This window comes from Enterobacter sp. D2 (genome assembly GCF_034427575.1).
Classification (GTDB): Bacteria; Pseudomonadota; Gammaproteobacteria; order Enterobacterales; family Enterobacteriaceae; genus Enterobacter; species Enterobacter cloacae_M.
On record NZ_JAXQPP010000003.1, the window covers coordinates 360,469 to 384,394 of the forward strand.

The 23,926-nt window shown below is 55.1% G+C and carries 20 protein-coding genes; 11 read left to right on the forward strand and 9 right to left on the reverse strand.

The genetic code is table 11. The features are described from left to right. Window positions 1-6: 6 nt before the first annotated feature. Both ytfR and ytfQ read right to left on the reverse strand, forming a co-directional pair. Window positions 7-1,509, reverse strand: a complete 1,503-nt coding sequence (gene ytfR / locus SPG90_RS17160; RefSeq protein WP_008501421.1) for a galactofuranose ABC transporter, ATP-binding protein YtfR — start codon at window positions 1,507-1,509, stop codon at window positions 7-9. Window positions 1,510-1,566: 57 nt separating this feature from the next. Beyond that, window positions 1,567-2,523, reverse strand: coding sequence for a galactofuranose ABC transporter substrate-binding protein YtfQ (gene ytfQ / locus SPG90_RS17165; RefSeq protein WP_045402315.1), 957 nt, complete (start codon window positions 2,521-2,523; stop codon window positions 1,567-1,569). Window positions 2,524-2,832: 309 nt separating this feature from the next. Here ytfQ and ppa point away from each other — a divergent pair, with 309 nt between their 5' ends. The 3 genes from ppa to SPG90_RS17180 all read left to right on the forward strand — a co-directional run bounded on the left by ppa (window position 2,833) and on the right by SPG90_RS17180 (window position 4,637). Then, complete coding sequence (gene ppa / locus SPG90_RS17170; protein ID WP_008501423.1) at window positions 2,833-3,363, forward strand: inorganic diphosphatase; 531 nt, start codon at window positions 2,833-2,835, stop codon at window positions 3,361-3,363. 222 nt (window positions 3,364-3,585) lie between these two features. Further along, entirely contained in the window at window positions 3,586-4,170 is a 585-nt protein-coding gene (locus tag SPG90_RS17175) for a hypothetical protein (protein ID WP_045402311.1), read from the forward strand. Next, window positions 4,167-4,637, forward strand: coding sequence for a hypothetical protein (locus SPG90_RS17180; protein WP_045402308.1), 471 nt, complete (start codon window positions 4,167-4,169; stop codon window positions 4,635-4,637). The genes SPG90_RS17175 and SPG90_RS17180 overlap by 4 nt, the downstream gene beginning before the upstream one ends. A 315-nt stretch (window positions 4,638-4,952) precedes the next feature. Here SPG90_RS17180 and SPG90_RS17185 read toward each other — a convergent pair whose 3' ends face one another. From SPG90_RS17185 to tamA, 3 genes are read right to left on the reverse strand one after another with little or no spacing between them, the layout of a single operon-like run. After that, window positions 4,953-5,297, reverse strand: a complete 345-nt coding sequence (locus SPG90_RS17185) for a gamma-glutamylcyclotransferase family protein (RefSeq protein ID WP_014830431.1) — start codon at window positions 5,295-5,297, stop codon at window positions 4,953-4,955. A 2-nt stretch (window positions 5,298-5,299) separates the two neighbouring features. Then, a complete protein-coding gene (tamB, locus tag SPG90_RS17190; RefSeq protein ID WP_126303706.1) occupies window positions 5,300-9,076 on the reverse strand; it encodes an autotransporter assembly complex protein TamB in 3,777 nt (1,258 codons plus the stop codon). After that, window positions 9,073-10,806, reverse strand: a complete 1,734-nt coding sequence (tamA, locus tag SPG90_RS17195) for an autotransporter assembly complex protein TamA (protein ID WP_126303708.1) — start codon at window positions 10,804-10,806, stop codon at window positions 9,073-9,075. The genes tamB and tamA overlap by 4 nt, the downstream gene beginning before the upstream one ends. A gap of 223 nt (window positions 10,807-11,029) precedes the next feature. On the opposite strand from tamA, the gene msrA reads away from it, so the two are divergent. Together msrA and SPG90_RS17205 are read left to right on the forward strand one after the other, a co-directional pair. After that, window positions 11,030-11,671, forward strand: coding sequence for a peptide-methionine (S)-S-oxide reductase MsrA (gene msrA, locus SPG90_RS17200; RefSeq protein ID WP_023310171.1), 642 nt, complete (start codon window positions 11,030-11,032; stop codon window positions 11,669-11,671). Window positions 11,672-11,924: 253 nt separating this feature from the next. After that, a complete protein-coding gene (locus SPG90_RS17205; RefSeq protein ID WP_023310162.1) occupies window positions 11,925-13,262 on the forward strand; it encodes a hemolysin family protein in 1,338 nt (445 codons plus the stop codon). A gap of 71 nt (window positions 13,263-13,333) precedes the next feature. Here SPG90_RS17205 and SPG90_RS17210 read toward each other — a convergent pair whose 3' ends face one another. Further along, the gene (locus SPG90_RS17210; protein ID WP_008501430.1) at window positions 13,334-13,540 is read right to left on the reverse strand and encodes a DUF1107 domain-containing protein; all 207 of its coding nucleotides are present in this window, start codon (window positions 13,538-13,540) and stop codon (window positions 13,334-13,336) included. A 324-nt stretch (window positions 13,541-13,864) separates the two neighbouring features. Between SPG90_RS17210 and SPG90_RS17215 the strand changes: the two genes are divergently transcribed. Continuing rightward, the gene (locus SPG90_RS17215; RefSeq protein WP_023310161.1) at window positions 13,865-14,422 is read left to right on the forward strand and encodes a YtfJ family protein; all 558 of its coding nucleotides are present in this window, start codon (window positions 13,865-13,867) and stop codon (window positions 14,420-14,422) included. On the opposite strand, the gene cysQ is transcribed toward SPG90_RS17215, so the two are convergent. Further along, window positions 14,416-15,156 (reverse strand): 3'(2'),5'-bisphosphate nucleotidase CysQ, encoded by a 741-nt coding sequence (gene cysQ, locus SPG90_RS17220; RefSeq protein WP_045402298.1) that lies wholly within the window; start codon window positions 15,154-15,156, stop codon window positions 14,416-14,418. The genes SPG90_RS17215 and cysQ overlap by 7 nt on opposite strands. 190 nt (window positions 15,157-15,346) lie before the next feature. Between cysQ and SPG90_RS17225 the strand changes: the two genes are divergently transcribed. Continuing rightward, a complete protein-coding gene (locus tag SPG90_RS17225) occupies window positions 15,347-17,290 on the forward strand; it encodes a bifunctional 2',3'-cyclic-nucleotide 2'-phosphodiesterase/3'-nucleotidase (RefSeq protein WP_248162511.1) in 1,944 nt (647 codons plus the stop codon). 98 nt (window positions 17,291-17,388) lie between these two features. Here SPG90_RS17225 and SPG90_RS17230 read toward each other — a convergent pair whose 3' ends face one another. After that, window positions 17,389-17,775, reverse strand: a complete 387-nt coding sequence (locus SPG90_RS17230; protein ID WP_322408256.1) for a helix-turn-helix domain-containing protein — start codon at window positions 17,773-17,775, stop codon at window positions 17,389-17,391. Window positions 17,776-17,859: 84 nt separating this feature from the next. On the opposite strand from SPG90_RS17230, the gene SPG90_RS17235 reads away from it, so the two are divergent. After that, window positions 17,860-18,708, forward strand: coding sequence for an SDR family oxidoreductase (locus SPG90_RS17235; RefSeq protein ID WP_047743012.1), 849 nt, complete (start codon window positions 17,860-17,862; stop codon window positions 18,706-18,708). Between the two features lie 126 nt (window positions 18,709-18,834). Here the strand turns inward: SPG90_RS17235 and SPG90_RS17240 are convergent, their stop codons facing one another. Continuing rightward, window positions 18,835-20,289, reverse strand: coding sequence for a beta-ketoacyl synthase (locus SPG90_RS17240; RefSeq protein WP_274621483.1), 1,455 nt, complete (start codon window positions 20,287-20,289; stop codon window positions 18,835-18,837). Between the two features lie 620 nt (window positions 20,290-20,909). On the opposite strand from SPG90_RS17240, the gene SPG90_RS17245 reads away from it, so the two are divergent. The 3 genes from SPG90_RS17245 (at window position 20,910) to SPG90_RS17255 (ending at window position 23,867) form a co-directional block, all read left to right on the forward strand. Continuing rightward, window positions 20,910-21,953 carry a GlxA family transcriptional regulator gene (locus SPG90_RS17245; RefSeq protein WP_241238596.1) on the forward strand — a complete coding sequence of 348 codons (1,044 nt, stop codon included), beginning with the start codon at window positions 20,910-20,912 and terminating at the stop codon, window positions 21,951-21,953. 48 nt (window positions 21,954-22,001) lie between these two features. Further along, entirely contained in the window at window positions 22,002-22,826 is an 825-nt protein-coding gene (locus SPG90_RS17250; RefSeq protein WP_126303715.1) for an AraC family transcriptional regulator, read from the forward strand. A gap of 75 nt (window positions 22,827-22,901) precedes the next feature. Next, window positions 22,902-23,867 carry a DMT family transporter gene (locus SPG90_RS17255; RefSeq protein WP_063409285.1) on the forward strand — a complete coding sequence of 322 codons (966 nt, stop codon included), beginning with the start codon at window positions 22,902-22,904 and terminating at the stop codon, window positions 23,865-23,867. Window positions 23,868-23,926 lie beyond the last annotated feature (59 nt).

A 23,926-nucleotide genomic window follows, 5' to 3' on the forward strand; every position in this document is an offset into this window, starting at 1 on the left:
TACTCCTTATGCCGCGATGGCATTCATAATCGCCGGAACGGACAGCTTATCCAGCGGGATCTCAGCCACCTGTTTGCGATCGCGCATGATGATGACGCGATCGGCATAGCCCACCAGCTCTTCCAGCTCGGACGAAATAACCAGCAACGCCAGACCGTCCGCGCACAGGGTTTCGATAAGCCGGATAATTTCGGCGTGCGCCCCCACGTCAATGCCGCGGGTTGGTTCATCGAGGATCAGGAACTGGGGTTTGGTCAGCAGCCAGCGTGACAGCAGCACCTTCTGCTGGTTACCGCCGGAGAGGAACTCAATAGGCTGTTCCGCGCTCGGGGTACGAATACCCAGCTGACGGATAAAGCGCTCGGCGATGGCGTTTTGCTCTTTACGGGGGATCGGGCGCAGCCAGCCGCGCTGGGCCTGCAGCGCCAGGATGATATTTTCCCGCACCGAGGCCGCGGCAATAATACCGTCCGTTTTTCGGTCTTCCGGGCAGAAGCCGACGCCCAGGCAGGAGGCCTGATGCGGCGATCGTAAGGTTTGCGGTTTGCCCTTGATCAGCGCGCTGCCGCTGTCGGCCGGTTTGATCCCGAAGATCACCTCGGCGGTTTCGGTCCGACCGGAGCCCAGCAGGCCCGCCAGCCCGACAATTTCGCCCGGGCGGACTTCCAGATTAAACGGCGATATCACGCCTTTCTTGCCGTAATCGCTGAACGCGGCGACCGGTTTCTCGCTCAGCAGCGTGCGCCCGGCGCGCTGAAGGGCATTGGTTTCCAGCTCGCGGCCCAGCATCATTTTCACCAGTTCGATCTGCGGCAGCTCGCGGGTTTCGCGGCAGCCGACAAAGCTGCCGTTGCGCAGCACCGTGATGCGATCGCTTACCTCATATACCTGATCGAGGAAGTGGGTAACGAAGATCAGGCTGACGCCCTGATCGCGCAGCTGGCGCATCAGGGTAAAGAGCATCTCCACCTCCTGGGTATCGAGGCTGGCGGTGGGTTCGTCGAGGATGAGTACCTTCGCGGAGAGATCGATCGCGCGACAGATGGCGACGATCTGCTGCATCGCCACGGAAAAGCGGTTCAGCGGCTCGCGGACGTCGAGGGAGAAGCCGTACGATTCCATCAGCTTTGTCGCCCGCGCCTCCATCTCTTTGCGGCGCAGCAGGCCAAAACGTCGCGGCTCACGGCCAATAAACAGATTATCCGCCACCGACATATTCGGCAGCAGGTTTACTTCCTGGTACACCGTCCCGATCCCCAGCTGCTGGGCATGGGCGGTATTTTTCGGCGAAATGGCGTTGCCTTCCAGCCAGATGGTGCCGCGATCGGCGTGATAAACGCCGGTGAGGGATTTAATCAGCGTCGATTTTCCCGCGCCGTTCTCGCCCAGCAGCGCCATGATCTCCCCACGCCGCAGGCTAAAATCAACGTTATCCAGCGCTTTTACGCCGGGGAAGAATTTGCTCAAGCCCTCTGTGCGGAGGATTTCCTGGTGTTGTTCAGTGGTCATGGTTTCCCCCTGCATCAAGCCGGATGGCGCAGCGCCACCCGGCATGTTCAGACAGGCTTAGTAGCCCATATTTTTCTTCTTCTCTAACTCTTCTTTCGCCGTGTCAGGCAGGTAGAGCGTGGACTTGGTGACCGTCACCTTCTCAGGCATCGTGCCGTCTTTCTTGAATTTCTCCAGCGCGTCGAATGCCGGGCCCGCCATGTTTGGCGTCAGCTCCACGCTGGCGTTGGCTTCGCCGTCGATCATTGCTTTATAGATGTCCGGCACGCCGTCGATAGAGCCGGTGAGGATATCTTTGCCCGGCTTCAGGCCCGCTTCTTTAATGGCCTGAATCGCACCGATCGCCATGTCATCGTTGTGGGCGTAAACCATGCAGATGTTCTTGCCGTTGTTTTCAGCCTTAATGAAGCTCTCCATGACCTCTTTACCTTTACTGCGCGTAAAGTCGCCGGACTGAGAGCGGATAATCTTGATGTTTGGCGCTTTAGCAATGGCCTCAGCAAAGCCTTTTTTACGGTCGATGGCCACGCTCGCGCCGACAGTGCCCTGCAGTTCAACGACGTTACACGGCTTGCCGTCGACCTGTTTCACCAGCCAGTCGCCAATCAATTGCCCTTCAAGCACGTTGTTGGCGGTCACGGTGGTCATATAGAGGGATTTGTCTTTGACGTCGATGGAACGGTCGAGCAGGAAGACCGGGATCTCAGCGTCTTTCGCTTCCTTCAGGACGGGTTCCCAGCCGGTCGCCACGACGGGTGCAATAAAGATGGCATCCACGCCCTGGGCGATAAAGGAGCGCACGGCTTTGATCTGATTCTCTTGTTTTTGCTGACCATCGGCGATTTTCAGGGTAATACCGCGTTTCTGAGCTTCGCTTTTCGCCACGTTGGTTTCTGCCGCTCGCCAGCCAGATTCAGAGCCGACTTGCGAAAAACCTACGGTTAAGGGAGCGGCCATCGCCATAGACGACATGGCTGCCGAAACGGCTGTGACCAGGAGTAAGCGCTTCCACATATGAACGTCCTCGTAGGGTGAGTTATTGTTGGTTAAAAGATGTTCTGCGGAATGACTATAGCCCATGAAATATGTAACGAATTGCGTTACATCACACTTCAGAAAAGTGAATAAAACGTTAATCACAAGTTTGTAATCGCTTTCATTTCTCCATGAAAAATGCGGCTGAGTTTATGGATTTTTCTGTCATGGAAACGGTCTGAAAAGTGGGAAGAACGTGGAGAGAAGGCGAAAACAGGCGGAGACATTCAGCGCGAGTTGGCTATAATACCTGCCACTTGTTTACCATCCATTTTAAAGGACACCGACATGAGCTTACTCAACGTCCCAGCAGGTAAAGAACTGCCAGAAGACATCTACGTAGTTATCGAAATCCCGGCTAACGCAGATCCGATCAAATACGAAGTGGACAAAGAGAGCGGCGCCCTGTTCGTAGACCGTTTCATGTCTACCGCGATGTTCTATCCGTGCAACTACGGTTACATCAACCACACCCTGTCTCTGGACGGTGACCCGGTTGACGTGCTGGTCCCAACGCCATACCCACTGCAGCCAGGCGCAGTGATTCGCTGCCGTCCCGTTGGCGTGCTGAAAATGACCGACGAATCCGGTGAAGATGCGAAGCTGGTTGCGGTACCGCACACCAAGCTGAGCAAAGAATACGATCACATCAAAGATGTGAACGACCTGCCAGAACTGCTGAAAGCGCAGATCACTCACTTCTTCGAGCACTACAAAGATCTCGAAAAAGGCAAGTGGGTTAAAGTTGACGGCTGGGACAACGCAGAAGCGGCGAAAGCAGAAATCATCGCCTCTTTCGAACGCGCTGCTAAGAAGTAATTCTTACTGCTGTTAATGAAGGCCCCGCGAGTCGGGGCTTTTTTATTTCCCTGGTTAAAAGCAGTATAAACGGATTTTTTAAGAAGAATCCCATTCCTTTTGGTCAGGGTATTAAAAACAAAAAAGACACCCTATCATTTATGGTGGGAGTGGTTGAATAGCCTGGCTGTTAATAACATACTGTCATGATGAACATTAATCCCCATTCATTTTAGGATTCATATGTCATCCATTAACATTGATGTTGCCCGCCCAACTGGAATTTATTTTATCATTGAACGACTGTATTCCCGCGATGGCCTTATGCCTTCTGTTGGGGAAATCAGCCCCTCTTTGACACAGGTGCACCGTACCGTCATTCAGCTAAAACGCAAGCAAGATATGTTTATGGATGGTGTTAAGGTTATCCCTAAAGATATTACCCTTTGGCAACAGATAAAATATATTACAGGTTCAAAAGTAACGACCAAAGATACAGATGCGTTAGTGTATACGACCGATTTTATCGGCTCCCTTGTTGCCACAACGCCTTTAGGTAATATTGAGCATGAAAATATTCCTCGCTTCCTCACGACAGAGTCTATCCACTCTCTTCCGCAGGCGGTGAGTTATGGGCGTGATCCCATCCCACAAGTTCTTCTTTATGGTCGTAAGGATATTGTCTTCTTTATGGACAATGGTGGTAAAGGTACGCCAACTGCTATTGCAAAATATAATCACAACACTCGTGATCTTGCCATAATCAAAGATCAGCTAGAAGCCAGTAAAACGATGAAGGAACTGCTATCTAAGGGAGCAAAATTATGAGTAAGAAAAGACATATCGTGAGTCTATTCGTCCTTATTATTGCCGCCTTTATCTTTGGCAGAAGCACGTATAATGAATACCTCGCATGGTACTATGGAAGCGATAATTTAATATTCAGCGAAATAAATAGCTCCTTACTATCCAGTTTATTTAACGGACTTTACTTCGCTCTATCATCAAGCATTATTTATGCGTTACTCACTCTATTAAAAAGAATTCCCAGAAATATCGTCGTTTCTTGTCTGCTGCAGTTCTGTATTAACATCGGGCTATATACGCTTTTTGTTGCAGTAGATAGAGGATATAGTAAGTTGCATACGTTAGGCTCGGGTGCTACTGATATCACCCACGGCTATTTTTTAGGGGCGTTGCTGACGAGCACACTCCTGACCGTCGCGATCGTGAGCGTTATACATGCTAAGTTTCTTTCTTCAAAGCATAAAGATGGGCTACATAAAGGCGTTTGACTGTTACGGCAAAGACAGCAAATGGCAGTATCTCTGCATCATGACATTCCAGCTTGCCTGGTTTTTGTTTTACTTATGGATCCCTTATCGAAGCGATTATGTGATTCTGCTGTTTTTACTGTTTTTTCTGCCCGTCATTTCAAGCAATACACGGTGCATAAACTACTATGGCCGTTCACGAGCCTTGTGTTTTTTATGGCTTATTGCCCCGTACATCATGCTGTTCGTTCCTCTGTTTTTAACCCGACGCCGGGATACAGAAGAGAATTGAAAGAATAAAAAAACAACGCCACCTCACGGTGGCGTTGTTTTTTTTCAGTACTGGTCTCTGTCTAACCAGTTACCGCTTACAATCCGCGTTAACCCTTCGACCGGACGCTGGTAGACGTACATCCACGCACTTCCGTACGGCGTCTGGATCAACTGGCGTGCGTATTCACCGCCCCTGGTGCGCAAGGCATCAAGTTCGGCAAGCGTCGCGTTATCAATACGATAGACTTCACCCTGTACTGTTCCTTCGCCCGGAACCGCGCCTGGATAGTGGCCCAGGCTGTACAACTGGTAGTTCTCGATATTGTAATTCCCCAGCAGCAGGGCATTGGTCATCCAGTGACTGTTGCCTTGCTTGGTTCGTAAACTGCCGTAGACAAATATTCGCATTGCTAAAACTCAAACTGATAGAGCAGATCAAGTGCCTGGTCTACGCCGGACACTGCTTCCAGATATAGCTTGGGCATCAGGCGATAGCGTAACGTGAGAGTTGCCAGTGAGTCAAAGATCCCCACACCATATTTTACCTGCAGACCCGGCAGTACATAGCCGCTGACCACCACCTGCGAGGAGTCACCCACGCCCTGGGTGTCCAGCGCCAGATTGCTTACGCCGAACGTCTCGCCGATTTTACCCACAACCTGCCCACTTTGTGCAACCCCCAGACCCACTAACATCGAGGTCATCGCCGCACTGTCGCTTTGTCCGCTGTCCAGACCTTGTCCACGCAGCAGATAAGAGAGAGCTTCCTGCTGCGACATCGCCGGGTCAGAGAAGATCTCCGCCTTCGGCTCGTCGGCAGAACCGGTGACGCGAACGCCAGCAATGACGTCGTTTTCCGTCGCTTCCGGGTTACGAATCGCTTCGATGTTCAACAGGGGCTGATCCGGTGGACCGGAGAACAGCAGCTCGCCTTTGCGCACAATCAGATCCTGACCATAGGCGTGGAAACGCCCTTCAGGAATATTGATCTGCCCGTTCAGGCCAAGCCCCTGTTTATCCTGCGCCACTTTCAGATCGCCCGTGAGCCTCGCCTTCAGCCCAAACGCATCCAACCGCACGTTATTCCCCACGTGCACGATAAGGTTGCTATTAATCGGTATGCCCGCGCTCTTCTGTTCTATAGGTCTCAGATTTTCATTGAGCATAACTTCATCACTTGAGACGCCGACCGCGCTTTCCGGCACGTCGTGAACCACGATGCGCGCCCACGGCACGTCGACGCGTCCGTCAAGCGTGAAGAGGCTTGGCGTGGCTTCAAAGACCACATCAGGCGAGACGTCCAGGCGCACCATCGGCGGTACGGTGATGCGCACCTTGCTGCCCTTCGCGGCAATACGGGCGCGCCAGTTGTCTAGCTGGCTCCAGTCCGCGTCGCCGCTCAGGTTGATTTGCCCTTGCTGCGTCAATACCGAGCCGCTCAGCGTCGAGCTCATGCCGTTGAAGTTCATCGCTATCTGGCTGGGCTGCATGTCAAACGGCATGAAGTTGCCGTCGATATCCACGCCGCTGAGCCGCATCTGACCGAACAGCTGCGGGTTTTGCACGTTACCGGCCAGCCGCAGGTTAGCGTTCAGCATACCCTCCGCTTTTTCCCCGCGCGCGAAAATCGGGTTCACCATCGCCAGGTTGAAGTTACGGACGTTGACGTTGCCGCCCAGATTACGTCGTCCCTGCGGATCGGTAATCTGGACCTGCCCGTCCAGCTGACCGTTGTTGGTCAGGCGGATCGTCCACCCCAGCTGTGCGCGATTGTTATGCAGATCGGCACTCAGGTTCAGGGTGTCGAAAGCCACCGGCAGCGGCGCGTCGTTGACCTCCTGCGTCACCTTCACGTTACGCCCTGACAGCGTGACGCTGCCCTGCGGCAGCCCCTCTTTGGTAGTGTCCCAGGCCACATCGGCTTTCCCGCTGAAGACGCCGCTGGCCTGGGTTGTGTCCGGCATAAACGGCTTCAGCATCGCCAGATCGAAGCGATTGAGGTTGATCTGCGCACGCCCTTCCGCACCCGCATCGATGGTCTGCGGCACGCACAGCTCCGCATTCGGGTTGGTCCAGCAGTGTGGCCCAATGCTGATCTTCTGCTCGGCATTGCGGTAGTCGAGGGCAATGGATCGCGAGAGCGCCAGCGGCCCGACCGGCGTATTGAAGCGGGTGTTGTCCAGCGTCCCTTTCCAGCGTTCTTCCTTGCGGTCGAAGCTGCCGGTGAGGTGAAGCTGGCCGGAGACCGGCTCGCCCTGCACGCGCAGCTGGAGGTCGTGCTGCTTCTCGTTCCCTTTGGCGTCCAGGGTGACCAGGCTAATGTTCACGTCCGGCTGAGAAATGCGCTCCACGCGCAGGTTCAGGCTACCGCCGATCTGATCGGTGGATTTCACATCCCCTTCCACGCGGACGCGGGCAACGCTCAGCTCCTGCCAGCGCAGGTTATTGGCGGTAATGTCCGCCAGCAGCTGCGGTGCCTCCACCGTACCGCGCACTTTCACGAGACCTTTCGCCGTGCCGCCCAGACCCGGCAGGGCGTTGTCGATATTCGGCGCGTCGATGGTGGCGTCCAGGTTGAGATCCTTCACCCCCAGCTCGCCTTTGATATCCGCCGTGTTGCGGCCCAGCGCCACGTGCAGCCCCGGGATAACCCACTGCAGATAGCTGTTGCCTTTTACCGAGCCTTCAACGTTAACCTTGTTCTGCTTCACGTTCCCGGTGAGCTTGATTTCCGGCACGTCCATCTGCCACGTACCGCCGTACAGGCTGCCGCGGGTTTTAATCAGGCCATCCAGCTTCGACGGCCAGTCCGGCACCTCTTTGGCGGTGTTAATGCCCGTCAGCTTCAGCTCGCCGCGCCAGCTGATCGCCTGCTGCCAGTCAAGCAGCGCGGTCAGCTCGGTTTTACCTTCCAGCGCCGCGACGGTCAGCTTGTCGAGGTTGACCTGCTGTTCGTTGCCCTTCGCATCCAGCGCGATGTTCGCGGGCGGCACGCCCTGCCCCTTCACGGCGGTGCGGAACGAGAGCGTGTAGTCGGTCATCTTGCCGCTCAGCTTCAGCTTCAGGTCATCGGCCTGGAACTGCTTTTCGCCGGTGAAGGGCCAGTAAAGCTGCTTGCTGACAACCTCAAGATTGAGCGGCAGCCCGGCTTCCGCCAGCTGCGTTTGTGCGCGCAGGACCATGTCCACCGGGCCGGAGAGATTCACCCCGACGTCCAGCTTATCGCGCAGCGCCCCGCCCACTTTGACCTTCACCTTTTCGCCTTTCAGCGGATCGATGTTGAGGGCACTGTTAAGCGTAATGTCCACCGGCCAGTTGTCGCGCAGCAGGGCATTCCCCGACGCATTCACCGAGCCCTGATTGGTGTCGATATCCAGCGCGTCGAGCTTCATGTTGCCGTCAATGCTGCTGACTTTCAGCAGCATGTTATAGACCGTCAGATCGGTATCGCCGGTCAGGCGCAGCTGCTCGCCTTTGAACTCCTCGATGTTGAGATTTAGTGGCAGATGAACGTCGGTCATTTCCGGCAGCACAGGCTTCGAGAAGAGATCTTTCAGCGTTTCGCCCAGCGGCTTTTCTTCCGGCTGCGGATTCTGGATCTTCGGCTCGACGATCTCTTCCTGCGCCACGTCGGCCACCTTCGGCAGCGCGATCAGCAATCCCTGCAGGGACGTCGGCGTCAGGGTGAGGTTTTTCTCCTGCCAGCGCAGGCCGGAGGTGAAATCCATCACGGACACGGTAGTGTCGTCGATTTTGATATTGACGTTATCGAGCGCGACCCGATAGAGCGCGATCGGGTACGGCGTGGAGAGATTCAGCGGGCCGCTGTCCTCCTCCTCGACCGGCGCAGACTTCGGCATTTTTTTCGAATCTATCGCCACGTTGACGTCTTTTAGCGCCAGATCGTTGACGCAGAGCTTGCTGTCACGCAGGCAGCCCAGCTTCACCGCCAGGTGGAACTCCCCGGCGTTCACCGCCACGCCCGGCTGCTCGTAGCGGATGTTCTTCAGACGCAGATCGCGCCAGCCGCCCGTAACCTGGCCAATCTCCAGCCCCGGCACCCAGCGGTTCGCAGCGTTAAACAGCAGATGCAGCCCGGTCGTCGTTCCCACCAGAAACGCCACCGTACCGAGCAGCAGCACGATAAAAATCAGCACCCCGAGGCTTATTTTCTTCCATAAACTCATAATTCAGGCCCCAGACCGATGTAAAACTGTAATCCGTGTTCATCTTTGTCGCCGACAGGCACGGCGAAGTCGAGCTTGATGGGTCCGACTGGAGACTGCCAGCGTACGCCCACGCCCGCGCCGGTTTTAAAGTCGCTGCGGCGGATATCGTTCACCGCTTCACCGCCGTCAACAAACATGGCGCCCCACCACTTTCCGCTGACGTTGTACTGATACTCCAGCGATCCCGTCGCCAGTTTTGACGCACCGGTCAGCTGGCCCTTTTCGTTCTCAGGTGAGATCGATTTGTACTTATACCCACGAATGCTGCGGTCGCCCCCGGCGAAGAAGCGCAGATCCGGCGGAACGCGCTCGAAGTCTCCCGTTTCAATCCAGCCGAGATTGCCGCGCATCACAAAGCGGTGTTTGTCATACAGCGTGCGGATCCAGACGTTTTGCGCCTGCAGGACGGAGAAGTCCACGTCGGAGCCCCAGGCGGAGTTGGAATAATCGATCGAGTAGCGCTGTGAGTCGCCCCAGGTCGGCATCAGGCCCCCGCGCGAGCGGGTACGGCTGATCATCACGCCCGGATAAAGCAGCATGGTGGTATTGGTGACGTTGGCCTGGGTAAAGTGGTCCAGGCTCCAGCGCAGGTTAATGGCGCGCTGCCAGCCGCTGGAGAGATCCCAGAAGCGTGAGACCGCAAGCGTCGTAGAGTCCTGCTTGGTGTCGTTCAAGTCGGTGCGCTTAAAACCGCCCTGCAGAAGGTAATATTGCTCAAGCGGATTTTTCAGCAGCGGCATTTTGTAGCTGAAATCCAGCTGCTGCTCGGGCGCAGAGAGGCTCAGGCTGGTGGTCAGGCTGTGACCGTACGAGTTCATCCACGGTTTTTTCCACGAGGTTCTCACGCGTGGTCCAACATCCGTCGAGTAGCCAACACCGGTCTCAATGGTGTTCTCGGTGCGCGGCGAAACAACGCCATGCAGCGGCAACACCTTCGTTTTGCGAGACTTATCAAATTCCGGTGCGACAACCACGGAGTTAAACCAGCCGGTAGCGGAAAGACGACGGTTCAGTTCCGCCAGGTCCCTCGACTGGTAGTAATCCCCTTTTTTGAACGGCACGAGGTTTTGCAGATACTCTTCACGAATTTGCGAACCTTCAAACGTGACATCGCCAAAACGGTAGCGTTCTCCGCTGTCGTAGTCGATATCCCAGAAGGCCTGACGCCGATCCAGCGCAATCCCCAGCTGGCTTTTATTGAACTGGCTGTCGAAGTAGCCCTTACGCAGGGAAACGTTCGTCAGCTCTTTTTTGAAATGGTCGTAGTCACCGTGGTTAAGCACGGTACCGATTTTCGGCCGCGTGCTGAGCAGGTCCAGATAATCCCGGTCGGTACGCGCCCCGCCGCGGAGGATGACGTTCGTACCGCCAATCAGTACCGGCTCACCCGGCGAAACGCGGGCAATAAGGACCTGGCGCCCCTTCTTTGGCGGCGGGCGGAGATCGAAATCAATGGTGGGTTCGTAATACCCCAGCGCTTTCAGCCCTTCACGGATGGCGTCATCCACGCGCGCGCGAAAACGCCGGTCCGGCGTCACCTCATCACTCTGGATGGTCGACAACTGCGCACGCACGTTTTTTTGTAGCGCCCCGGATAACCCCTCAACCTGCAAACGGACATTCGCCGCGCTGGCAATCCCGCTTGTCAGCAACACACTGACTAAACATAACTGGCGGATTTTTGTCACGTTTTCTCCTGAATATCCCTGTTTCCACCCTGGAAGCAAATGAAGTGCCGCTCCGCGGCAAAATACGGCCTGTGGCCAAAAACCCGAATCGCGGGTTGAAAATGGGTGTAACACCCAAATATTTCTTATGATTAAATCTAGACTGATTCAGCGCATTTATTGTGTTCAATTAAACGCTTCGTGACAACCTTAACTGAAACATCGCACCCCGGGAGGCCCCATCGTGAGTTTATTCGACAAAAAGCATCTGGTTTCACAAGCTGATGCATTACCGGGACGCAACACCCCTATGCCTGTGGCGACCTTACACGCCGTCAATAACCACTCCATGACCAACGTGCCGGAGGGAATGGAAATCGCCCTGTTCGCCATGGGCTGTTTCTGGGGCGTTGAGCGCCTCTTCTGGCAACTCCCCGGCGTTTACAGCACGGCGGCTGGCTACACGGGCGGTTACACGCCGAATCCTACCTATCGCGAAGTCTGCTCCGGCGAAACCGGGCATGCGGAAGCGGTGCGCGTGGTCTATGACCCTGCGGTAATCAGCTACGAACAGCTGCTGCAGGTCTTCTGGGAGAACCACGACCCGGCGCAGGGCATGCGTCAGGGCAACGACCACGGCACACAGTACCGTTCGGCTATTTATCCGCTCACGCCCGAACAGGATGCCGCCGCGCGCGCCAGCCTTGAGCGTTTCCAGCAGGCCATGCGTGAAGCGGGCGATACGCGCGAGGTGACGACCGAAATCACCACCGCGAAACCGTTCTACTATGCCGAGGACGATCACCAGCAGTATCTGCATAAAAACCCGTACGGCTACTGCGGCATCGGAGGCATCGGCGTCTGCCTGCCGCCACAGCTGGCCTGATACCTACCCAGCGCCACGCGAGCCGCGTGGCGCTCAAAGAAGCGACAGCGTTGTCTCATAGCTTAACATCCATCCACCAGCCGCCCCCGCCAGCCATCTTCGCCAAATTGTGACCTCTGGCAGATTTACATCTCTTTACGCTATACTACCCGCTGAAATAATCGGCTCAACGCTACGAGCTGATTTTCAATGTGTTTTCACACAAATGGTATCAACTCCCCTTCTGAGGATCTGGCGATAAGCCGGATAAACTATGTTAAACAGTATTTTAGTAATACTTTGTCTGATTGCCGTCAGCGCGTTTTTCTCGATATCTGAGATCTCGCTGGCCGCGTCCCGTAAAATCAAACTGAAGCTGCTTGCCGATGAAGGCAACATCAATGCCACCCGCATCCTGAAAATGCAGGAAAACCCCGGGATGTTCTTCACCGTGGTGCAGATTGGCCTCAACGCGGTCGCCATTCTCGGCGGTATCGTGGGTGATGCGGCGTTTTCCCCGGCGTTTTATAGTCTGTTTGTTAAGTACATGTCCGTTGAACTGGCCGAACAGCTCAGCTTTATCCTCTCCTTCTCGCTGGTAACCGGCCTGTTCATCCTCTTTGCAGACCTGACCCCGAAACGCATCGGTATGATTGCGCCAGAAGCTGTGGCTTTGCGTATCATCAACCCGATGCGCTTCTGTCTGTACGTGTTTCGTCCGCTGGTGTGGTTCTTTAACGGCCTGGCGAACGTGATTTTCCGCATCTTTAAGCTGCCTATGGTGCGTAAAGACGACATCACCTCTGACGACATCTATGCGGTAGTAGAAGCCGGCGCGCTGGCCGGGGTGCTGCGCAAGCAAGAGCACGAGCTGATTGAGAACGTATTCGAACTGGAATCCCGTACCGTGCCGTCTTCCATGACGGGCCGTGAAAGCATTATCTGGTTCGATTTACATGAAGATGAGCAGAGCCTGAAGAACAAAGTGGCGCAGCATCCGCACTCTAAGTTCCTGGTCTGTAATGAAGATATTGACCACATCATCGGTTACGTCGACTCCAAAGACCTGCTGAACCGCGTGCTGGCAAACCAGAGCCTGGCGCTTAACAGCGGCGTGCAGATCCGCAACACCCTGATTGTGCCGGACACCCTGACGCTCTCAGAAGCGCTGGAAAGTTTCAAAACCGCCGGGGAAGACTTCGCGGTTATCATGAACGAATACGCGCTGGTGGTGGGTATTATCACCCTGAACGACGTGATGACCACGCTGATGGGCGACCTGGTTGGCCAGGGGCTGGAAGAGCAGATTGTTCAGCGTGACGATAATTCATGGCTGATTGATGGCGGCACGCCGATTGAAGACGTGATGCGCGTGCTGGATATCGACGAGTTCCCGCAGTCCGGTAACTACGAGACCATTGGCGGCTTTATGATGTTTATGCTGCGTAAAATCCCGAAACGTACCGACTCGGTGAAGTTCTCCGGCTACAAGTTTGAGGTGGTGGATATTGATAACTACCGCATCGACCAGCTGCTGGTGACGCGCATCGACAACAAACCGACCGTACTGGTGCCAAAGCTGCCGGACGCGGAAGAGAAGGTGTCGGCGTAAAATTCTGGCCCCACAAACATCAACGGCTCCCATTGGGAGCCGTTTTTTTTAACTACTGCATAGCACGTTGGTTAAGCCATCTCAGTCTGCAGACGCATAACCTGACGGTTGACTTCGGACATCACAGACAGGTGCTGTTTGTCCTTCACTTTTGGGACAAGGATCTTGCCCTTATCAAACTCAAAAGCGCCAACATCCTTGATATACAACCGTCCACGGAACAGGATCTTCACGTACTTCGCCACCTGAAGCGGGTTGTAGCGTTGGAAAATTTTCATTCTTGTATCTCCTGCGAATCATACGCTCTTGCGGTGCCACAATCGGCCCGACTGTCCTGAGCGCAAATTTTAATGCCCAATGACTATAGACCAGAACTACGGTGTTACCCAGTGTGCATAAGTTTATTTACCGTTTGATTACAATTATTCAGAATAATCTTTGCAAAGCGTGACCGGGCGCAGTATAAGCCGTCGTTTTTTCATGGATATGTGCGTTCGCCCGCAAACTGGCATCCGGATTGCGGGAAAACCACATTGATCGCACTTATGATTAAAAGCGCAAGACCAAGTGGTCGGATCACCTGCAAACAATAAGGAAACGCCATGACCCTACGTAATATCCTTGCAGCAGCCTGCCTGCTGCTGCCCCTGTGGGCTTCCGCTCACAACATTGAAAAAGGACAACGAGTACCGCCAGTCGGCATTGCTGACCGGGGAGAATTGATTCTCGACAATGATAAGTTTAGCTACAAACCCTGGAATAGCGCGCAGCTCGCGGGCAAAGTGAGAGTTGTACAACATATTGCCGGTCGTACATCCGCAAAAGAGAAAAATGCCAACCTGGTGGAAGCGATCAAGGCCGCAAAATTCCCTCACGACCGCTACCAGACGACCACCATTGTTAACACCGACGACGCCATTCCGGGCTCCGGAATGTTTGTGCGCTCCAGTCTTGAGAGCAATAAAAAGCTCTACCCGTGGTCGCAGTTTATCGTCGACAGCAACGGCGTAACCCGTAAGGCCTGGCAGCTGGAGGAAGAGAGCTCCGCGATTATCGTGCTGGATAAAGAGGGCCGCGTACAGTGGGCGAAAGACGGCGCGTTAACCCAGGAAGAGGTGCAGCAGGTTGTCGACCTGCTGCATAAGCTGCTGGCTCAGTAGATAGAGACGCGGAAGCCGGGGTTGAGGAAGGATTCACGCGGGGTATAGTCAAGCGGCTTGCCCTGCCAGTCATGAACATGCGCCCCGGCGGCCGCGGCAACGGCATGACCTGCCGCGGTATCCCAGACGTTGGTTGGCCCAAAGCGAGGGTAGAGCTGCGCATGGCCTTCCGCCACCAGGCAGAATTTCAGCGATGAGCCAATCGAGGTGGTCTGGTGTTCACCCAGCTGCTGCAGGTACTCCTGCAGTTCGTTGTCGCTGTGCGAGCGGCTAATCACCACCAGCGGCGGACGCGCATCGCGCACCTGGATCTGCTTGCGCACGCCGCACTCTTCCTTCCACGCCTTCCCTTCTGCAGCGCTGTACATCACCTTCATTACCGGCGCGTAGACCACGCCCAGCACCGCTTTGCCCTTCTCAATCAGGGCGATATTGACGGTGAATTCACCGTTGCGCTTGATGAACTCTTTTGTCCCGTCCAGCGGATCGACCAGCCAGTAGCGCTGCCAGTGCTGGCGCTCGTCCCAGCTTTGCGGCGCTTCTTCTGACAGAACGGGGATGTCCGGCGTTAAGGCCTGTAACCCTTTCAGGATCACCTTATGCGCCGCGATATCCGCCGCCGTGACCGGAGAGTCGTCGGCTTTGCTGACCACCTCCATAGGTTTACTGCCGTCATATACCTGCATGATGGCATCTCCCGCATCCCGTGCGAGCTGACAAATTTTATCTAGCATTTTCCACCTCTTTGTTAACGCAGTGAGGTTAACTCTTTGTTTTAGTTATATCGTAATGTGAACAATTCCGCTATCTGTGAAGCAATTCCGGTTTCAGGTTACTTTTTTCTGTCAGGATTCACATTTCTGTAAGCAACAAGCTATAGATACATACTCTTTTGTGCTCTGCATCGAAAAAAGGACTCCTCTGATGATTAAGTTTAGTGCAACGCTTCTGGCGACGCTGATTGCAGCGAGCGCGCAGGCGGCGACGGTAGATCTGCGTATTCTGGAAACGACCGATCTGCACAGCAACATGATGGACTTCGACTATTACAAAGATACCCCGACGGAAAAATTCGGCCTGGTACGCACGGCAAGCCTGATCGATGCGGCGCGTGGCGAAGTGAAAAACAGCGTGCTGGTCGACAATGGCGATCTGATTCAGGGCAGTCCGCTCGGGGATTACATGGCGACCAGGGGGCTGAAAAAAGGCGAGATCCATCCTGTTTATAAAGCGATGAACACCCTGGACTATACCGTCGGCAACCTCGGTAACCACGAATTCAACTACGGTCTGACATACCTGCACGATGCGCTCGCTGGTGCCAAATTCCCGTACGTTAACGCCAATATCATCGATGTTAAGACCCAAAAGCCGCTCTTTACTCCTTATCTGATTAAAGAGACAAACGTCGTCGACCAGGACGGTAAAAAACAGACGCTGAAAATCGGCTATATCGGCTTTGTGCCGCCGCAGATCATGACGTGGGATAAAGCTAACCTCGACGGCAAAGTGACCGTTAACGACATCACCGAAACCGCGCGGAAATACGTGCCGGAAATGCGCGAAAAAGGCGCCGATCTGGTAGTCGTTGTCGCCCACTCGGGTCTCTCCGCCGATCCGTATCAGGCCATGGCAGAAAACTCCGTTTACTATCTGAGTGAAGTTCCAGGCGTAGACGCGATCCTGTTCGGCCACGCCCACGCGGTCTTCCCGGGCAAAGATTTCGCCAGCATCAAAGGGGCGGACATTGAGAAAGGGACGCTCAACGGCGTGCCGTCGGTGATGCCGGGCATGTGGGGCGACCATCTTGGCGTGGTGGATCTGGTGCTGAATAACGACGGCGGCAGCTGGAAGGTGACGCAGTCAAAAGCCGAAGCGCGCCCGATTTACGACGCTACGGCTAAAAAATCTCTGGCGGCGGAAGATAAAAAACTGGTCGACGTGCTGAAGCACGATCACGACGCCACGCGCGAATTCGTCAGCAAGCCGATCGGCAAATCCGCCGACAACATGTACAGCTTCCTGGCGCTGGTGCAGGATGACCCGACCGTTCAGGTCGTCAACATGGCGCAGAAAGCCTATGCCGAACACTTTGTGCAGGGCGATCCGGATCTGGCAAAACTGCCGGTTCTGTCAGCGGCTGCGCCATTCAAGGTGGGCGGACGTAAGAACGACCCGGCAAGCTATGTTGAAGTCGAAAAGGGCCAGCTGACCTTCCGTAACGCCGCCGATCTCTACCTCTACCCGAACACGCTGGTGGTGGTAAAAGCGACGGGCCAGGAGGTGAAAGAGTGGCTGGAGTGCTCTGCCGGACAGTTTAACCAGATTGACCCGCACAGCAGTAAGCCGCAGTCGCTGATTAACTGGGACGGCTTCCGTACCTATAACTTCGACGTGATCGACGGCGTGAACTACCAGATTGACGTCACCCAGCCGGCGAAATATGACGGCGAGTGTCAGGCGATCAACCCGCAGGCGGAGCGCATCAAAAACCTGACCTTCAACGGCAAGGCGATTGACCCGAATGCCACCTTCCTGGTCGTGACCAATAACTACCGCGCCTACGGCGGTAAGTTTGCCGGTACGGGAGATAGCCACATCGCCTTTGCCTCGCCGGACGAGAACCGCTCGGTGCTGGCGGCGTGGATCAGCGCGGAGTCGAAGAAGGCGGGCGAAATTCATCCGGCAGTGGACAACAACTGGCGTCTCGCGCCGATCCACAGCGATACGAAACTGGATATCCGCTTCGAAACGTCGCCATCCGATAAGGCAGCCGCGTTTATCAAGGATAAAGCCCAGTATCCGATGAAGAAGGTCGCAACGGATGATATTGGGTTCGCGATTTATCAGGTGGATTTGAGTAAGTAAAACCAAAACGGCAACATGCGTTGCCGTTTTTCGTGTTTGTTCCCTCTCCCTGTGGGAGAGGGTCAGGGTGAGGGCATCAGGCCGCATATATCCGGCGTTTAAGCCGCACGATCGTCCCGATTCGCCATCACCTTCGGCGTATTCACCTCAATCCAGTCCGCCAGCGCGGCGACCTTCTCGCTCACCTCAATCCCCATCGGCGTCAGACTATACTCTACGTGCGGCGGCACCACCGGATACGACACGCGATCGACAAACCCGTCCAGCTCCAGCGCCTGGAGTGACTGGGACAGCATCTTTTCGCTCACCCCGCCCATTTTACGGCGCAGATCGCTAAAGCGATGCGTACCCTGGCGCAGGGCCAGCAGAATCAGGACACCCCAGCGGCTGGTGACGTGTTTGAGCACTTCGCGTGAAGGGCACTGTTCCGCGAAAAGATTGCCATCGCGCAAGAGTTCGCTGAGCGTCGGTATCGTTGTTTTCATACTTACCTTTTTGTACGTACTTACTAAAAGTTAGCTATGGTGCTAGTGTGCCACAACACCAGACAAACACGAAGGAGATTCATCATGATCGCGATTACCGGCGCTACCGGCCAGCTTGGCCATCTCGTTATCGAACAGCTGCTGAAAACCGTACCGGCCAGCCAGATTGTGGCCATCGTACGTAACCCGGCGAAAGCGCAGGCCTTAAGCCAGCAGGGAATTGTGGTTCGTCAGGCGGACTACACGGATGAAGCCGCATTCACCGCCGCGCTGAGCGGCGTGGATAAGCTGCTGCTGATCTCTTCCAGCGAAGTCGGCCAGCGCGCGACCCAGCACCAGAACGTCATTAACGCCGCCAAAACGGCTGGTGTGAAATTTATCGCCTACACCAGCCTACTGCATGCGGACAACTCCCCACTGGGCCTGCACGTTGAACACGTTGCCACTGAAAAAGCGCTGGCGGCATCCGGCATTCCTTATGCCCTGCTGCGCAACGGCTGGTATACCGAAAACTACCTGGCGAGCGCGCCGCCTGCGCTGGAACACGGCGTATTTATTGGTGCGGCAGGCGAAGGCAAAATTGCCTCTGCCACCCGTGCAGACTATGCCGCGGCGGCAGCGAAAGTGATCGCAGAAGAGGGCCACGCGGGCAAGGTCTATGAACTGGCGGGCGACCACGGCTGGACGCTGAGCGAACTGGCGGCAGAACTCAGCAAACAGAGCGGGAAGCCGGTAGCCTATCAGAATCTCAGTGAAGCGGATTTTGCCGCCGCGCTGAAAAGCGTCGGCCTGCCTGCCGGGCTGGCAGATATGCTGGCGGACTCCGATGTGGGTGCGTCCAAAGGGGGACTCTTTGACGATAGCCATACGCTGAGCAAACTGATCGGGCGCGCAACGACGCCGCTGGCGCAGAGCATTAAAGCTATTCTGTAACGGCCTGAGCGTTTTTTCCTGCGGCCGGGTCATTCATCTTACCCGGCACGCTATGCTGCGCAAAAATAAGGTGCCTGAGAAAATACAGGCACCTTTATTTATTAATAATAAAAACAGAGATAATGATTAAAAGTCCGGGTATTGTTTATCCGTCGCGTACGTTATCGGCTTTTCAAATCCGGGAATGGTGATGCCATTCATATCAATCTTAATATCTTCCTCATTTATTCCCTGCTGTCCGAACAGATAAATGACATTCAGTTCCCCCTGTGACGCCGCCTGGTCGTACGCGTTAGCCTGACGTCGCACCTGGCGGTTACGCTGCTGATAATCCGCAAACACCGCTTCCCCATAGCGTTTGCGCAACCATTGATGGGTAAGCTTTGGCGAGTAAACCACCCCCGTGGCATTATTACCGCCAAAGCCTTTTGAATTAATAAAGGCGATTTGTCCCTGGTCTTCCTCTAATTTGCAGTCCTGAAGAGGAATGGTTAAGCGCGCGTTGTTCACCTGCGGCGCGATGCGGGACACGCTTTTAATTCCCGGCAAAATACCATAGCGGAATACGCCGAGGCAGCCGATCAGCTGGTCGCCGCTGGCGGGGCCCAGAGAGTGGCCGAGATACGATTTCACCGCCGTCACCGGCCAGTCGCGAATCGAAAAGGCTTGCGCAACGCGGTCAAAAATATCCGCCTCGGAGACGCAATTCTTCGGCGTGCTTGATCCGTGCGCCTGAATAAACGATCCCTTCTGCACCGTCTCTATCCCGGCCATCGATACCGCAGAGGCTACGGCTTTCGCCATGGTGATGTAGTTCCCCGGCCCCGGCGACGCAATAGAACGTTTATAGCCGTCAGCGTTGATGAAGACATTTCCCACCGAACCGTGGATCTCTGCGCCAAGCTGCAGCGCCAGCTCGTCGTCCATTAACACGACATACTGGCTGGATTCTGCGATAACAAAACCGCAGCTGTTGCCAAACGGGCGGCTGCTGTTGCGCCAGTCGGCCGTTTCCGTTTCATCAATGTGCTTAAGCTTGCTCTCCGTTGCCAGGGCGCCCATGGCATCGAAGCCTTCAATCACTTCTGAGGTAACCGGCGCTTCGGCGCTGCCAACGACGGCTACGCGAATGCGCCCCGCTTTGATATCTTCGACTGCCGCATTCAGGTTATACAGAAACGTGGCGCACGCCCCCAGCGTGGCGCTGGTATGACCGACGCTACCCAGCACATAGGCATTGAGGAAATCAGCGCACATGCTGTTCAGGCCCAGCGGACACTGTTTGGCGCTGACGCGCTGGCCTTTCAGGCGCGACTGGAGCATACCGCCAAAGCCATAATCGTCGAGCTGTCCCATGATATTGCCCGAATAGACGCCGAGCTGATCCGGCGTGATTTTGGCCTGTATCTCTCGCCACGGGATCCCCAGGGCGTTGATGGCATCTGACGCCCCGACAATCGCCATCTGTAACGCCCGCGGATGGAACTGCGAATTGTAATGGTCGCCCGGACGGAATCCCTGCGGCAACAGCCCTGCAGCCTGAACCTCCGTGCGCAGCAACGCCTCAATTTTGCAGTCCATCTCTCCCTGAACGGTAATACGGACACGCCGATCCGCTAATTCTTCAACGTGCCATCCCGCCGGTAAGGGTTGAGGTAATTGCCTGGCAGATATATTAAAACTTAATCCCTCTTCGCCTGAAGCCATATTCAATTTTGCATGGCTGGCAATAGCATCGACATCAAAATAGTCGCGCGTAATTTTTCTGATAAGGGTTCCCTCAAGCACCTCGTCTTTTATCCTCGCGGCGGCCTGAGCAGGTGTGAATCTTTTACCAGAAATATCGCAATACCCACCTTCATCATATTTAAGCATGCCCATCAGAATGGCTAACGATAATAATGTTTCCTGCCTTTCCTTTTCCGATAATGACTCAATAATCATGCGACGAAATGCATGATGTGAAGAACTACGACCAGCTGGACCATAGCCGCCAAAAGCCGTTATTACGGGTAATTTCACCATAATTCTTCCTCTCGTGGTCGTGCATTTATTTTATTAAGCAAGTGCGATAATTTCAGATATTAGTTTACAAATCACCGACAAAAGCTAATATGAAAATCCAGCCAAAACGCTGACTTTTTTGGCCACGGCAACGATGAGCTACCAAAAATAATAGTTAAAACAGGTATTAATCAAAAATGACAAATACACAAATAGGATTTGTGTTATGTGAACGCATACTAAGTTCCGGTCTCAGTCTTCCGATTGAAATGTGGAAAGCGGCAGCCAGTAGCTATTTAGCTGAGCAAAAAACAACATCCCACGCAGGCACGCACAAACCGGAGAAGTCACCCTTCAGGCTCTGTCGCCCGGAGAATATTCTGAAGGTGAATACCATTGGCATAAACAGCGAGCCCATCCTGACGCACAGTGGCTTTAGCATTACCGCCGATACCACCCTTGCCGAAGACAGACACTATGACGTTATCTATCTTCCTGCCCTGTGGCGCAATCCTCGCGCAGTGGTCAGACAACAGCCTGAACTTCTGGAATGGCTGACCGAGCAGGCCGCGCGAGGAACCCGCATCGCCGCCGTCGGAACGGGCTGCTGTTTTCTGGCGGAGTCGGGACTGCTCAACGGAAAGCCCGCCACCACCCACTGGCACTACTTCAAACAATTCTCGCGTGACTACCCCAGCGTAAAATTACAGACAAAGCATTTTCTCACTCAGGCCGATAATATTTTCTGCGCCGCAAGCGTTAAGGCCCTGTCAGATCTGACGATCCATTTTATAGAAACAATATACGGGAAACGTGTAGCCACACATACTCAACGGACATTTTTCCATGAAATTCGTAGCCAGTTTGAACGTCAGTGTTACAGTGAAGAAAACAAACCCCATCCGGATGAAGATATTATTCAAATTCAAATCTGGATAAAAGCCAACTGTGCCTCGGATATATCCATGCAGAATCTTGCAGATATGGCTGGCATGAGTTTGCGCAACTTTAATCGCCGCTTTAAAAATGCCACCGACATATCCCCACTGCAGTATTTATTAACCGCCAGAATTGAATCCGCCATGACAATGCTGCAATCCACCAATCTTTCCATTCAGGAAATCGCGAATGCGGTTGGATATCAGGATATTGCGCACTTTAATCGCCAGTTTAAGCATAAAACCACGGTGTCACCGGGGGATTACCGTAAGACCGTCCGGGCAAAGATGTTTAGTGCATAAACGCCGGTCATCTCTGATAATGAAAAGATGACCACGAGGAGGCTCAACGTGCAAGGCGTACCGGAACAGTTTAATGATGAAAGAGACAGCGCGCGCTTTCGCCATCTGGCGCAGCTGCCGGGCCTGGAGCTTTATCACGCGCATATTTCTGACTACGCCTTTGAGCCGCATACCCATGAAGCCTTCGGGATCGGCACGATTGAAACCGGCGCCGAACGCTTTCGCTATCGCGGTACTCAGCATCTCGCGGCGGAAAAATCCGTCGTCACCATGAACCCGGACGAGATCCATACCGGCGAATCCGCTACCGAAGGCGGCTGGCGCTACCGGATGGTCTATATCGAACCCGACCTGCTGGAAGAGGTGACCGGCCTCCGGCACTGGTGGTTTAGCGATGTCACGCGTCATGACCCGCTTCGCTCGCAGCAAATCGGCTGGCTGATTTACGGCCTGTGGCACACGGACGATCCGCTTGCGCAAAAAGGATTACTGCTGGATCTGATTGAGACCTTCCGGCCGCTGGCCCATCACGCGCCGGTGATTCAGGAGGGCGCGCACCGCTTCGAACGCGTGCGCGAGTATCTGCACGACAACTATATGCGCGCCCTGACGCTGGACGAACTGGCCAGCGTCGTATCGCTCAGCCCGTACCATTTCCAGCGCCAGTTCAAAGCCCATTTTCACGTTACGCCGCACCAGATGCTGATGGCCATTCGCCTCTGGCGCGCCAAAGCATTCCTCACGCACGGCATGCCCGCCGCAGAGGTCGCCGCCGCAACCGGGCTGACCGATCAGTCGCATCTCACCCGCGCGTTTACCCGCCGCTACGGCATTACGCCCGTGCGCTACCAGAAGCAAGTCATCCGGCGCTAATGCGCAATCTCATACAATACGCGCGTATTTTTCCCTCCTACACTGCATACAGCGTAAATACCTGTGGATGGAAAAATGATTAGTGGAGTGTTGTATGCCCTGCTGGCCGGGATGATGTGGGGTCTGATTTTCGTCGGCCCGCTGATCGTGCCCGAGTATCCGGCAATATTGCAGTCGACCGGACGCTATCTGGCGCTGGGGCTGATTGCCCTGCCCCTGGCGTGGCTGGGACGCGCGCGCCTGCGTCAGCTCAGCCGTCAGGACTGGGGCACCGCGCTGGCGCTGACCATGATGGGCAATCTTATCTACTACGTTTGCCTTGCGAGTGCCATTCAGCGTACCGGTGCGCCGGTATCTACCATGATTATCGGCACGCTGCCGGTCGTCATCCCCGTCTTTGCTAACCTGCTCTACAGCCACCGCGATGGCAAACTGGCGTGGTCAAAAATGGCGCCGGCGCTGGTATGCACCGCCGTGGGGCTGGTGTGCGTCAATATTGCCGAGCTGCGTCACGGGCAGGCGGATGTTGACCTGTGGCGTTACGGCTCTGGCATTGTGCTGGCGTTCATTTCCGTGGCGTGCTGGGCATGGTATGCCCTGCGCAACGCGCGCTGGCTGCGGGAGAACCCGGACAAGCATCCGATGATGTGGGCGACGGCGCAGGCGCTGGTCACGCTGCCCGTCTCGCTGGTGGGCTATGCCGGGGCGTGCATCTGGTTAGGCCATCAACTGCCAGACTTCGCCCAGCCCTTCGGGCCAAGACCCTGGGTGTTTATCGGTCTGATGGTTGCGATTGCGGTGCTGTGCTCATGGGTGGGCGCGCTGTGCTGGAACATTGCCAGCCAGAAGCTGCCAACGGTGATTTTAGGGCCGCTGATTGTCTTCGAAACCCTGGCCGGACTGCTTTATACCTTCCTGATGCGTCAGAGCGTGCCGCCGCTATTTACGGCCTGCGGGATCGCGCTGCTGGTGGTGGGAGTGGTGATGGCGGTAAGAGCGAAGCCGGAAAAACCGAGGGTCGTTCCGGCGTCGGAGGTGTAAGCATTGCCCAGCGGCGCTGCGCTTGCAGGGCCTACAAAATCGTAGGCCCGGTAAGGCGT